The sequence below is a fragment of the Thermodesulfovibrio thiophilus DSM 17215 genome (genome assembly GCF_000423865.1).
GTDB classification, from domain to species: Bacteria; Nitrospirota; Thermodesulfovibrionia; order Thermodesulfovibrionales; family Thermodesulfovibrionaceae; genus Thermodesulfovibrio; species Thermodesulfovibrio thiophilus.
The window spans coordinates 1-13,939 of record NZ_AUIU01000003.1 but is presented as its reverse complement, the minus strand read 5'-3'; the positions used below and the strand labels follow the sequence as shown (position 1 = coordinate 13,939).

The following is a 13,939-nucleotide window of genomic DNA, read 5'->3' as shown; positions in this document are numbered from 1 at the left end:
TAGTTGTTTGAAATGAGCTAATTATGAGAGCAAGCAGAGTCATACTTTTTAGCATCTTTATTTTCTTTTGTCTTCCGGGTGCGATTTGTGCATCAATTGGAGAGATTGAGGAGATTTATGGAACAGTTCTTTACAGAGAAAAAACAGGACTCTCTTATAAAAAAGCCAAAACTGAATTATTAGTTGAAAAAGGATACTGGATAAAAACAGAATCAAGAAGCTGGTCAGTTATTAAACTCTGTGATGGAAGTAGATTTACTCTTTCAGAAAATACAGAGTTTGAGATTTCAGAGTATTTAATTGATAAAGATAGAAAATATGGAGTTTTCTATATTACAAAGGGAAAATTAAGAGTAACTGTTGTAAAACTCACAGGACAAACAACTAATTACAGGATAAAAACACCAACAGCAGTGGCGGGAATAAAGGGAACGGAGTTTATGATACTGAATCAAGAGAATGCAAATGTATTTTTGGGGAATGAAGATACAGCCTACATAGCAGGATATGATACAGTTGAAAAACCTCTTAGACCTGATACAATTATTCAAAATACAAGGGGATTTACTCCAACAGAGCCTGTTAAAGTAGAAACAGCAACACTTCTTTCTGAAGCTAAAAATGGACTTTCCCATATTACAGATGTAACTCCTCCTGTAGATTGGAAGATTTCAGAATCTCTTCCTCATATAATTGCAAGATGGGATATTAACTATGGACATTATCTTGCGGATTCTGGAAGATATGAAGAAGCCTTGTACATTTTTCAGATAGCCATTGATCTTAGTGATAATCCTGAAATAAGGGCAGATGCAAGACTTGAAAGAGGAGCTATATATTCAAGATTTTTAAAAAAACCTGAAGCTGCACTTTCTGAGTATCTCACTGTTGTTGAAGAAGACTCTGAGATCCCGCAGAAAGAAACAGCGCTGTATCTCACGGGGATGACACTTTACGAACTTGGATTTAAAAAACAGGCGATAGAAAGACTCACTCAGTATAAAAAAGAGTATCCAAATGGGAGATATATAATAAATGTTGAAACATTCTTAAAACTTTTAGAGAATGAAAAATAAGCTATTAATTTTTCTTTGTATCGGTCTGCTTTCATCATTTATTGTCGTTTTTCTTTATTTCATTAAAATAGACTTTTTGGCCTCTATTGACCTTAAACTTAAGGATGCCAGATTCAGACTTCGTGGATCGATTGAGCCTGACAGCAGAGTCATAATTGTAGCTATAGACTCAAAAAGTCTAGACAGAGTTGGAAGATGGCCATGGGACAGAAAAGTAATTTCGAAACTCATAAAAAATATAAATAAAGCAAAAGTGATTGCTCTTGATATTGTATTTTCAGAAACTTCAAATCCTGAATCTGACAGAATTCTTTCAAATATGATAAACATGACAAACACAGTTGCCGGTTACTACTTTCGGGAAGATGAAACATCTGTTAATAGGCAGTCTTACATAAACCTTAAAGAATCAAGAATTAAAATATTAAAAACATCAAAAGGGATAAAACCTCTACATGTGATAGAGTTTCCCTATGCTGAGCTCAATATTCCAACAATCAAAGCAAGCATGGGATTTTTCAATATTTTTCCTGATGAAGACGGAGTTTATAGAAAGATTAATTTAGTTATTCTTTATAAAGGAGAGCTGTATCCTCATCTTGCACTCCAAACAATCAGTAAACTCAAAAATAGTCCATTGATTGTAGAGATTGCTGAATATGGTATAAAAAGCATAAAAATTAAAAATGAAACAATTCCTGTCAGTGAATCAGGTAGCCTCACAATTAATTATTATGGAAGGACTGGCTCATTTAAAACTGTATCTGCCATTGACATCATAGATGGGAAAATAAAAATCCCTCCAGATGTTATTGTTCTGGTGGGTGCAACAGAAATTGGAATAGCTGACATCCGTAATACACCCTTTGATCCTGTTATGCCAGGGGTTGAAATATCAGCCACAACAGTATCAAATATCCTACAAGGGCGATACTTAATTTACAATGCATGGGTTGCAGGACTTGATATTTTATTTATCATTATTCCTGTTATTTTGCTCATTCTTATTTTTACAAAAATTCCGAGAACAGTTATATCCTTGTGTCTTTTCATTATTGTTGTCTTTTTTACATATATTGTTAATTTTTTCATATTTAAAAAATATTTTCTGGATCTTTCGTTAATCTATCCATTCTTTTCTCTTTCAATGTGCTATGTTACATCAGAAGCGTACAGAAATCTGATGGTTGAAAAGAAAAGCAAATTTCTTAAAAAAGCATTTTCAAGCTATGTGTCTCCTGACGTTGTAAACATTCTGATTAAGAAGCCTGATGCTTTAAAACTCGGTGGTGAGAAGAGGACAATAACTGTTTTATTTTCTGATATTAGAAATTTTGCAGTAATCGCTGAATCCCTTCAACCTGAAAGACTCGTAACGCTACTTAATAACTATTTTGATCCTATGACTAACATAGTTATTAAACACGGTGGAATGCTTGATAAATACATCGGAGATGCAATAATGGCAGTTTATAATGCACCTGTGAATTTACCAGAACATGCTAAAGAAGCTGTTTTTACAGCTTTAGAAATGTTAAAAGAGCTTAAAAAATTAAATAAAAAATTTAATGAATTAAGATTCCCTGAGATAAATATAGGCATTGGGATAAATACAGGGGAAGCAATTACAGGAAATATAGGAACAAGTACACGTTTTGACTATACTGCAATTGGAGATACAGTTAACCTTGCATCAAGGCTTGAAGAATTAAACAAGCTTTATGGAACAAAAATAATTATAAGTGAAAGCAGTTTCAATGCGATGGAATCATCATGTTATTCTGAAAAAATGGAACAAAATTTTTTAATAAGAGAACTTGACTTAATAAGGGTTAAAGGTAAAAACAAACCTGTAAAAATCTTTGAAATTATTGAAGAAAGTTCGTCAATCACTTCAGCCATAGAAGATTTTGAAAAAGCTCTACATCTTTACAGAAAAGGACAATTTAAAGAAGCAGAAACTTTATTCAGTAATATTGCATCTCAGTTTAACGATAAAGCCTCAATACTTTTTAAAGAAAGATGCGGAAGTTATATTTTAGATCCACCTTCTTCAGAATGGGATGGAGTTTTTACTGCAAAACAAAAATAATCTTACAAATAAATCTGCTTCTTTAAATTACGTTTCAATTTTTAAATCTATCCATCAAGCACAGATTTCACGGTCTGCTTTTATTTTAAAAGGCGGATAGTTACATAAAGATTTTTTGACTTATAAGACTTGTTATGGATATTGTAAATTCTCGATATATCTAAGTATAAAACACTTCCCAGATTTAATTATCATTTGTGTTTATTCTCAATCTTTCCTCAAAAAATTCTGAACTAGAAGATTTTCCTTTCTGTACAATTGTAACTCCTCTTGTTTTGTCTCCAACATCTTCAAACCTTGTTTTTATCTTGTACACTCCACTTGATGGCTCTACCTCCAGATTTCCAAGCTCTCCCGTGCTTGCATAGACAATAAACTCTTCCTCTCCAAAAGGTGGAGATACCTCAAGTTCAAACCTGTCAGGACCAGATGGTATCTCATATACAACTCCTCCCTGAAAGTAGTTATCTTTTCTATAAGGATTTGGAAGTATTTGAAGTAATGTACCATCCGCCTGTCTGTATAATATTCTTGCATAAAAGGGTTTATTGCCTCGGAGAAATATCTTAACCTTATCATTAGCTTTATACTCCTTTTTTTCTGTCCAGGCCTGCACTTTAAGAGGTGTTGAAGGATCACTAAATTCCTTTGATTGAAAAATTCTTTTCATTGACTCCTCATCAGGTATAACCTCTGCCTTTATGGTCAATTTATAGCAATCACCTACTTTTGGAGGGTCATTATCCCATTTAGCAGTTTGTTCAATGATTCTCACCTTTGCATTGGCATATGCATTAATAATGTCCTTTTGGAGTTCAAAATCCTTGACCTGTGTCTCGGATTGGATGTATGTGCTCACATGTTCTAGTGCCTTTCTCTTTGCATCCTGAAGTGCTATTTCCTCTGTCTGTCTCTTTGTCCTATCCTCACCCATACAAGCATAGCCTTCGGACTCTGCAATAGTTGATTGCCCTGCATAACCAGTTGAAATCATTATTATAAGCATTAAACTTACACAAACTAGCTTTTTCATACAAGTCTCCTTTTTAATCATTTATCAATTCTTTCAATTAGAAATTTTATTTGACTGTCTTCTGGATTGAGACGTAACACTTCCTCAAAAATCTTTCTGGCCTCTTCTGTTTTACCTATCTGATAATAAATAAGACCTAATGACTTCTTCAATCCTGAATCCATTGGAAACTTATTTACTCCTTCCTTGAGATAGTTTAATGCTTTTTCATCTTCTTTCATTTCATGATAGCACAGGGCAGTATAGTAATAACCCTCGGCAGATGGCTCTGCTTTTAATGCTTCTTCAAATAATATTACCGCCTTTCCATAATTTCTCTTCCTAAAGTAATTGCCAGCCTCAGCTATAAACTCTGTTGCCTTTTTTTGACGTTCTGCAATGGATAAAACTGCATAAGGATTAATAATCACTGAAACCACTTTACCTTCAGGAGTTTTATCATCATAAACCCTAGATAATTGAACCTTTTCAAGCCTCATTTCTTCCAGATTTATTGATCCAAAGTAATTCGCATCAATCTTTACAGGTTTCTCAGAGAAAATATTTATAGTATTATCAAATATATTGTTATCTTTTATTTCACCTGAAAATCCATTAACTTTTATACCTGTTTTATTCTGGAAAATGTTATTTGCAAGCAATTTTGTATTAGTCTTGATAAGTTCAATACCTGTATCACTACCTGAGACTGTTAGATTTTGTAAAAGAGGAGACGGGATACCGAATATGGAGATCCCTTTATAACAATCTGTTATTATACCGTTTTGTAAGACTCCTCCAGATGCGCTGATGTTTATACCATTTTCAGCATGCTTAATCCTGAATCCTTTCATCATTACATATCCATTCTTAATCTCGATGCCTTTCCATTTCTTTTGCTCCAAAGGAATAAACTCCACAGATAGTTCACCAGCATCTATCTCAATTCTGCCTTCTACAATAATTATTGCGCTCTCATTAAACATTATCCTGCTCTCAGGTTCAACTTTAAGAGTTAATCCTGAAGGAATCTTCAAAAAATCTTTAACAATATACACTCCTGAAAGAACCAGATCTTTCTCAATTGTTCCTGAAAGAATCTGAGGCTCTTTATTAGTTAGCGAAGCTTTTACAGCATCCTGAATTTCTGATTCATTTTCTGCATCATCAAAAGCGATAACACGGTAGTAGTAATGCTTTCCATATTGAACATCTTTATCTTCAAAAAAATTGATCTCAACTCTACCAATCTCTTTAAACCCTGTAAGAGCCTGTTCACTTCGTAAAATCTTATATCCTTTAAGGTCATGAACATTTTTTACCTGCTCCCACAAAATTTCAATTCTATCATTAAACCCTTTTGCTCTTAGACCTTTTACCTGAGGCGGAGGAGTGGTATCAATTGTTACAAAACCTGATACATCAATCCACTGAGTTTCATAACCTGCAATTTTCCTGAGTGAAACAACTATAGGAGCCTCCTTAACATTATCTCCTGGAAGCACAACATATTCTCCAATATAGATTCCTGGTTGCGTTTCTTTCATTGAAATACCCTTTTTGAAATTACCGATATCAAATGTTGCAACCATTCCTTTGTCTCCTTCTGCACCAACTTGAATAATTTTACCCTTTCCAAAAGGAGAGTTTTTTGCATTTGTGAGTACTTCTTTAATAACAGGTCTTTCCTCAATAGTAATTCCTGCAGGTGCAGGAATCTTCTCATTGAATTTGTAACAGAGTTCGTTAATCATTCTCACTTGCTGAATATCTCTTATATTCATTGCATTAGAAACTGCTGTCATTACAGCACTTAAAGGAGATAGAGGGATACCGCCTTCGTGGTATCTTACAGAATCTTTAATTCTGAAAACTTCTTTTCCTGTTTTAGCGTTTATCAGCCAGACCTCTGCTTCTACTCCAAGCTGAGAGTAAGCTACAGCATAAATCTTTTTATAATCTGTGACTTTCCCATAAATTAAACCATCACAACCAATAAATTGACATATCTCATTGGATGGTATTTCAAGAATGCTTTTATCTCTTGATTTTTCTAACTGAATAATCTTTTCATCAACAACATTAAGCTCTATATCTATGTATGGCTTTGAGCTGAAGTGATTGTAAAAGGCTTTTCTTACCTGGTTGCCAATACCCTTTTCTTCTGTATTGTTTTCAAATGGTAGAACAGCAACTATTTTGGGTAGCTCATCAGATGGTATAGTCAGTTCTTGGATATCTTTTTTAGTTTCTGATAAAGGAGAACATGCGAAAACAAAAGCAAGAACCCCTAATATAATCAAAAATTTTCTCATATCATCCTCACATAGTTATTGAAAAATCTTGTACACTTTTTAAAATTATATATTTTTCCAATTAGCAATGCAAGGTAATTTTCACTTTCTATAGCACATTTTGATATTTCAATTCATTTCACCCTTCCTATAGGAAAAGATGTGCCAATCGGTATTATTGTTGGGTATTGGGGATGCTTAAATATCTTCTCTGCAATACTTGGCACCTCACTATCTACATAATTTGCTAGCTCTATTGTCTTTATAAATCCATCCCTGTCTGTGTCTGCTTTACCCTTTAAGCCTTCTGATAAAATGTAGGTAAAAAGTCCATGATTATTGTATCCCTCTATCGCCTCCTGAAGAGATGTGGATGCTGATATAATTGTAGAACCCACAGCCCTAGAGAGTATCTTCATCGCCACATCCTCACTCATACCTCTGGTAAGCAGCGCAGTCTGCAGTAATGCCTCACCAAGTTTACCGGCATTACAGGTATCTATTATGACCATCTTCTTGGTAGATGGAATATTTGCTATAAGTTCTTTTATGTCTGTCTGGGTAAGAGCATCCTCTTTTAATCTATGTGTACTGACAGAACCAACATTGGCAGTTAATAGAAAATACTCACCTTCATCCACAGTGCCATGAGCTGCTACATAGAATACAAATACATCATCTGGACTAATTGACTTCATTTCATTCATTTCTTTCTTGATGGCTTCCTTGGTTGTGTTAGCTGGGATAATTAGTTTTTTTATTACTACCCTATCAAACATCATGCCTGCCACAGTATTTAATGTGTCAGCAAATAGATTGGCATCAGCCACTGCATATTTTAATTTGAGCTTTGGGTTTTTGTATTCATTTATCCCAATTACAACCGCATAAAGGGATGGCTTCTTAAATGATTTTATATCTGCTATTACTCTCTGTGTGGCAGGGTTACTCTGCATGGTGTTTTCTGCATTGAATGCTACGGCTGAGATGTTATTTTCTCCTCTTGTAAGCTTTACTGTATATTCCTTAAATACTACCTTTTCTCCTTCTTTTGGTTTTACTGTAATCCCTCTTGAGCTATCAATCAGTACTGATACACCATTTAGATATAATCTCACATCCCCTATCCCTCCTCCTTGATCTTCCAATTTGACAGTAATCTTTATTGCGTCTTTATCTGTAGTTGATGGAGTATTTACGATTGATACAACCGGTGGCTGTTTGACTTCTGCTATTGTCTTTAGATCTTTGATAGAACCACCAGATAGAGCAAGCTTTACGATATCAGGTCTGTAAAAAGCTTCACGCAATTGTTCCACAGTATACTCTTTGTCTTGAACCTTTACACTGTAATACTGGTCACCATGAGCAGAACTGTTATAATATCCGGAAGGAGTTAAAACTATCCATTCACCATTTTCAAAACTAATGAACGATGCTATTTCTTTAGCGGAATCAAAATCCCATATTCTTATTGAATCTCCAGCTGATGATATTATTCTTTTACCATCAGCTGACCACTTCACATACACAGCATTCATCTGCGAACCAAATGTATAATGTTCTATTGTTTTTATCTCTTTCAGTGTATTGAAATCTCGAACAACAATTTTATCACTTCCTCCACATATGATATATTTACCATCAGGTGAAACATCCACTGACAGGATTGTCTGATCAGTTTTGATTTTTTTTATTGCATTAAGATTTTCAGCATTCCATACAATAATTTCACCTGCGGTATTTGCTGAAACAATATATCTGCCGTCAGGAGAAATTTCTGTAATTGCATCTAAAGAAAACCATGGCCTTATTCTGACTTCCTTAATTGATTTTCCAGTTGATACATTCCATAATTTTAAATAAAGAGCTGAAGAAGTATATACATATTTCCCATCCTTTGCGAAAAATACTCTTCTATTGAAATCTTGCTCTCTTACGTCAGTTATATCAAAATCTTTTGCTTTTCTTAATGTTTTAACATCAAACAGTCTCATAATTGGTCGATGTATATATGTAAGAAAACCTAAATCAGCTGGCGCGACTGCCAGAAGGTATCTTCCATCAGGAGAGAATGCCATATCCATTACCTCTTCTATATCAAGGCTGCCAATTTCTTCCTTATTCTCAATGTCCCATAAAAAGATTGTTTTTCTTCCTCCTACAGCAAAATATTTGCTATCAGGTGACACTGCGCAAGCCCCGCCAATTTTCATTCCTACAGCTGTGTTCGGTATAAAACTTCCGTTCAGTATCAGTATGCCATCTGCTATATTGTATAAACTGAATTGCCCATTGTAATTAATAGCTAGAACATATCTGCCATCATGAGAAATTTTAAAATTTCCTAATACTGGCGAAACTTTTTCTTTAAATTCAGCCTGCATACTAGGAGATTCTAACTTAACATAAGGCTGTAGCGTACATGACCAGATAAGTACAGAAATTAATAATAAAACTACATATTTGATTATTTTTATGAAAAGCATCTTTTAGTTGATCTCATAAATTTCACAGCATCGGGCTCACCAATAACTCTCTTTTTATAGAAAGAGCAACCTCTTATAGTTGATCTTAACCTAACTATTGCTTATAAACTTTAAAAATTAAACCTAAATTTATAACTATATAGCTGTAAATATAATAAATAAGACTTCCCACTCTTCATAGGTAATTTCTTCAATATCACTTTATTTTGTCTTAAAAAAGAAACATTTTTTATCTTTGCTTTTTTAATATTCTTTTATATGAAATATGAAGTTGTTTTAGCACTTTACTCTATGAGCAGTACATTTCCCTGAACTGTCTGGACAACATCTTTCGCAATAGGAAGCTCCATTTTTATCGCAACAGCATACTCTTTCATAACATCCATTAGGTTGCATATTCCACGGAGTGCAGTTTACACTACTTGCAAGCATTTGTTTTTCGCTTTTGCAAACTGCATTAACCGGATTATAGAGATCTGAGCCTTTCGTTTCACTTTTAGTTATGGATGTTGGAATTTTTTTATTAATCTCCTCTTTAAATTTGTTCCTTTCTTGTTGAGGCTGTGGATCAGTTGATAACTTACTCCATTGGCATTCTTTTTCCATCTTTTTATTATCAACAGCGGTATCTATTGTTTCATTAAAGGGTGAGCGTGCTCCAACCTGAGATACCAGAAATAAAGCAGCAATCAAACAAAAAATTAATAAACGTTTCATCTTGTCCTCCTGCATTCATTCTTTTATTTTTATAATCTCTTAACTGAATTCTAATTAAATTAGTACACTCTGTCAAGGTATATTTCCCTTCCATTTCAAGATAAAAAATTTTGCAATCTTCATCTGATTTAAATTTAATATCCTACAATAATTTAAAATCCGAACTTCTACTAAAAAGAATATGTTTTTATACTATTAATCCTTACTATTTAAACCTTCAATTATTTTATGATTCTTATTATTCAGTCAAAGCATTTTTTAAGAAAGACGGTTCATAGAAAGATTAAAGCTTAATCCAATAATTAGAAAACAAAATATTAACAACTATATTTTGATCATGCATTCACTCTCCCTCTCCATGCAATATAAACACAGCCCAGTAAAAAGGATTTGGATATTTTTCCTTAATTAACGTCCTTGTAAGCTTCAAGGCCTCTTCTTTGGTTTTACCTGATTTTAGATGACTGTACAATATTTTCATATATTCTACAGCAGGCTCTGATGCCACTTCCCAAAGACTTACTATTACAGTCATCGCACCTGCCTGTTGAAATGCTCTGGCAAAGTTTAATACTCCTTCACCTTCGACCTCTTTACCTATTCCTGTGACACAGGCTGAAAGTACCACTATATCTGCATTAAGTTTCATACCAGCCACTTCACTCAATGTTAGAAATCCATCATTCTCTCTATTTTCAACCTGACCAAGCAGGATAAATGGTTCATTTATTCCCTGAATCATGCCAGGTAGTGAAGCATGGGTTGCAAAATGGATATATCTGTAGTTTTCAAGTCCTGATAGCCTAAGATTTGTCTCATTTGCCAATACTCCTAATAAAATATCAGGCGGCTCTGGCTTTATCCCCATTATTCTGGCAATCTCTTTTACTTCAATTTCTGTCTCAGGAAGAGGAGGAAATATTATTTTATTATCCTGGTCTTCTTCTGTTACGGCTCCCCACTTTGATTTTATAGCAAGCCCTCTGAATGAATAATTTCCTGAGGATGCAAAAATAGGTGATGTTTTTCCATGTTTCCACGCAATATATCGTGGGTCATCAGGGCTGTAAACTGGATTGCCAATTGCAAATAAGGTTTTCCTGGGTTGAGTCCCCTTGAAAAATCTATTTAATGCAAGGATTGTAGCAGATTGATAATATGTAATTGAGTATCTATCTGCCACATAAATACTGCTATTAAATTCTGAACCTTCTTTAATAATAAGTGACTCAAAAGGAAGAATACCAAGAATTCCATCAGGAACAATAATTATTTTTTCATTTTCCCCTATATCCTTCAATGCTTCTAAAAGTAAGATTTCATAAAGCTTTTTTGCCCGAGCTACCGAAAATCTATCAATTTTTTTTATATTAATCGGCTCTATGAATGCCTTAATGCTTTCTTCAAGATTCTCTTTTGTAACCGGGATTTTTACAAGTTTTTTAATTCCTCCTTTTTTTACAATGAATAGATAAGTAGCATCATCTGTGATAGCATACTCAAATAAAACTTCATTTTCTTTTAAAGGTAATTCTTCTGCTTTAATAGGCATGGGATAATTAAGTGCTGCATATCTTGGATATTTTTGCCTTAGTTCATTAATCAAAGAATCAAGCTCTTTTTTAATACCTTCACGTCTTTTTTGTAAATCTGTTATTGCTTTTTCACCTTTTTTAAGAGCATCTTCCCATTTGCTGTCAATGAATGAGAGATTACGAAGAAGTTCATTCTCACGAACTTTTAAATATGCTGGTATTTCATCTTTTTTTACCTTTTTTAACGCACCTGTCATTGCTTCAAGAAGGGTTTTTGCCTTTGTAAGCTCTGAAAAATAAAATGCAACGGAAGGTAGTGAGTTACCGTATTGTTTGAGATTAGAAATAAGTGAATCCCCTTTTTTATTCATATTTGACAAAACAGAAACAATGCTTCTGTATGGAGTCAATCTGCTGTAATATCCTCCACCAATATAAAAATGAGTCCTATTAGATACAGCCTTCCTTGTTTCTTCAATAATGTTAATTGCCTTTACAAAATATTCTGCAGAATCCTTATAAAGACCTTTTCCTTTTGTAGCAAGACCTACCTGTGTGTAATATTCAATATATCTGTTTGTGTTATCCCGCCAGGAAGGAGGGAGCTCTTGTGCCAGCTTTAATGCATCATCATATCTGCCAGTTAAGAGGTAGACCTCTACAAGTCCTGGATGAAACATTCTATTTGGTTTAATCATATCTTCAAGTTTTTTTCTTTCAAGAAAAACCTGTTCCGCTTCTCTGTATTTACCCTGCCTAAGATAAACAGCGCCAATGTTATTAAGCCTGGTTTCTAAAAGATACGGGTTGTTCAATTTTTTATCGATTTCAAGAGCTTCTTTTAGATACTGTAATGCCTCATTATATTTGCCCACCCTGAAATATTCCATCCCTATATTATTTAAAACATATGCTAAATAATCAGGTCGTTTCAGCTGTTTTTCAATTTCGAGAGATTGTTGATAGTAAGCCAATGCTTTATCAGACATACCAAGTTTTGCATATACTTGACCAATATTGTTAAGATTTGTAGCCTTCGTTGCTTTATCATTAAGTTCCTCTGATATTTTATGAGATTCTATATACTGAGATAATGCTTTTTCATACCTGCCAAGATCCATATAAAGAGTCCCGAGATTATTCAAGGTTATTCCAAGTTCACCTTTAAGACTGTGTTTTTTCTGAATCTCTATTGCTTCCAGGTAGTAAGAGATGGCTTTATCTTGATAATGAAGATCGAAGTATGCATCAGCTATCTCCCTCATTGCAATAGACATTGCTTCATAATTTTTATATTGCTTTGCAATCTTTAATGACTCTTCATAATATGAAAGTGCTTTTTCATATTGACCCATTTTTGAATAGACTAAACCAATCTGACTCATATTGGCGCCTATGGAAAAGTGATCTCCTTTTTCTCTATAAAGCCTTGCTGATTCATTAAAGCTCTGAATAGCTTCTTCATACTTTCCAAGTGCTCTTGCTGACTTACCAAGCTCATGAAATACAATAGCAAGGCTGTCTTTAATCGCAAGTTCAGAGAAGAGTTTTTTTGATTCCAAAAGATATCTATAAGCCTTTTCATAATCGATAGCCTTGCGATTATAAATTGAGCCAGCAAGAAAAAGATCATCAGCAAGCCATTCTTTATTGTCGAGTTTACGCGCTGCAGCAATTGCTTTTTCATAATAGAATAATGCTTTTTCATCATTACCCATATCCTCATAGGAAGATCCTAGACCGTTATAGTTTGATGCAGAGCATTCATAATCGTTGCCACCACATCTGGCAAGGGACTGTTCATAGTAGTAAATTGCTTCTTTATATCTTTTCTCTTGATACGCTTTATCTCCAAGCTCCCATAATCTTTCTGCGTCAGTCTTGGGTTGAGCAAAAATTAAAGAAGGAAGAAAAAGTATAGTAAAAATGGTTAAAATTTTTTGTATCTTCTCCTTCATTATTTCTTCTCACCAATATAAACATAATAGTCAGGTATGAGACCGAAATATTCTCTCTTATAAACTAGATACACCTTATATTTGCCTGGAGTAAGATATTTAAAATTACCACCTTTTATTCCTGCTATATGATAAAAAGGACCTGATCTTGTCATTCCTTTAATTTCCAGAATCGAGCCATAGTTATAACCTTTTGTAACTGTAATCTCAATTTCCCTTAATTCTGGTGGTATAAGTGGCCCAAACTTTTGAGAATCTCCCAAAATATTATTTTCTTCAAAATTTCCTATGATATAGGTTTCGGCTTTTATTTTTTTAAATTTAACAAGCTCTTTTTGAAGATAAGCAATTTTCTTTTCTTTATCTTTATGATTGGATACTCGATATCTCTCTATTTCAAGTTCTATTGCCTTGACTGTTGTATCAATAAGCTCTTTTTTTAATAGTGTCATTTCATTGTGCTCTGATTCAGAAGAATGTTCTTTAATTTCTATAGGAATTTCATTTCTGATAGAAGAAATTATAAAAAATGGCTCATTTTTATTCATCGGAATAATAGGATTTTTTATCTCTATTGTATAAGGCATCTTGAAATCAAAATCGTTTTTTAGGTCATATTCAATAACCACTCCCTCAGGTAAAAATGCTTTACAAGGAGGTTAAAATAAAATTGTGTCTGATTAATGGTTATATTAGTGATAATATAGGGGAATGGAAAAACCTAAAAAAGATAATAACACAGGGAAACGAAAAAAGAAAATCAATA

The 13,939-nt window shown here is 33.7% G+C and carries 8 protein-coding genes; 2 read left to right on the top strand and 6 right to left on the bottom strand.

Annotated elements, in window-relative coordinates; translation table 11 throughout:
* Nucleotides 1–23: 23 nt before the first annotated feature.
* Both G581_RS0100520 and G581_RS0100515 read left to right on the top strand, forming a co-directional pair.
* Nucleotides 24–1,076 (top strand): FecR domain-containing protein, encoded by a 1,053-nt coding sequence (locus tag G581_RS0100520; RefSeq protein WP_038064485.1) that lies wholly within the window; start codon nt 24–26, stop codon nt 1,074–1,076.
* The gene (locus G581_RS0100515) at nt 1,066–3,168 is read left to right on the top strand and encodes a CHASE2 domain-containing protein (protein WP_028844147.1); all 2,103 of its coding nucleotides are present in this window, start codon (nt 1,066–1,068) and stop codon (nt 3,166–3,168) included. Before G581_RS0100520 ends, G581_RS0100515 begins: the two co-directional genes overlap by 11 nt.
* Nucleotides 3,169–3,352: 184 nt before the next feature.
* Here G581_RS0100515 and G581_RS0100510 read toward each other — a convergent pair whose 3' ends face one another.
* The 6 genes from G581_RS0100510 to G581_RS0100485 all read right to left on the bottom strand — a co-directional run bounded on the left by G581_RS0100510 (nt 3,353) and on the right by G581_RS0100485 (nt 13,802).
* Nucleotides 3,353–4,201, bottom strand: a complete 849-nt coding sequence (locus G581_RS0100510; RefSeq protein ID WP_028844146.1) for a DUF4384 domain-containing protein — start codon at nt 4,199–4,201, stop codon at nt 3,353–3,355.
* 17 nt (nt 4,202–4,218) lie between these two features.
* On the bottom strand, nt 4,219–6,495 hold the full coding sequence (locus G581_RS0100505) for a GNA1162 family protein (RefSeq protein WP_028844145.1): 2,277 nt from the start codon (nt 6,493–6,495) through the stop codon (nt 4,219–4,221).
* A gap of 113 nt (nt 6,496–6,608) precedes the next feature.
* Complete coding sequence (locus G581_RS10080; protein ID WP_169368344.1) at nt 6,609–8,861, bottom strand: caspase family protein; 2,253 nt, start codon at nt 8,859–8,861, stop codon at nt 6,609–6,611.
* Between the two features lie 378 nt (nt 8,862–9,239).
* Entirely contained in the window at nt 9,240–9,680 is a 441-nt protein-coding gene (locus G581_RS0100495; protein ID WP_028844144.1) for a hypothetical protein, read from the bottom strand.
* Nucleotides 9,681–10,023: 343 nt separating this feature from the next.
* A complete protein-coding gene (locus tag G581_RS0100490) occupies nt 10,024–13,173 on the bottom strand; it encodes a CHAT domain-containing protein (protein ID WP_038064482.1) in 3,150 nt (1,049 codons plus the stop codon).
* Complete coding sequence (locus G581_RS0100485) at nt 13,173–13,802, bottom strand: hypothetical protein (RefSeq protein ID WP_028844142.1); 630 nt, start codon at nt 13,800–13,802, stop codon at nt 13,173–13,175. Before G581_RS0100485 ends, G581_RS0100490 begins: the two co-directional genes overlap by 1 nt.
* Between the last annotated feature and the right edge of the window lie 137 nt (nt 13,803–13,939).

Coding starts and splice junctions, on each gene's coding strand:
- G581_RS0100490 (WP_038064482.1), bottom strand. CDS start 13,173: ATGAAGGAGAAGATACAAAAAATTTTAACCATTTTTACTATACTTTTT.
- G581_RS10080 (WP_169368344.1), bottom strand. CDS start 8,861: ATGCAGGCTGAATTTAAAGAAAAAGTTTCGCCAGTATTAGGAAATTTT.
- G581_RS0100495 (WP_028844144.1), bottom strand. CDS start 9,680: ATGAAACGTTTATTAATTTTTTGTTTGATTGCTGCTTTATTTCTGGTA.
- G581_RS0100520 (WP_038064485.1), top strand. CDS start 24: ATGAGAGCAAGCAGAGTCATACTTTTTAGCATCTTTATTTTCTTTTGT.
- G581_RS0100505 (WP_028844145.1), bottom strand. CDS start 6,495: ATGAGAAAATTTTTGATTATATTAGGGGTTCTTGCTTTTGTTTTCGCA.
- G581_RS0100515 (WP_028844147.1), top strand. CDS start 1,066: ATGAAAAATAAGCTATTAATTTTTCTTTGTATCGGTCTGCTTTCATCA.
- G581_RS0100510 (WP_028844146.1), bottom strand. CDS start 4,201: ATGAAAAAGCTAGTTTGTGTAAGTTTAATGCTTATAATAATGATTTCA.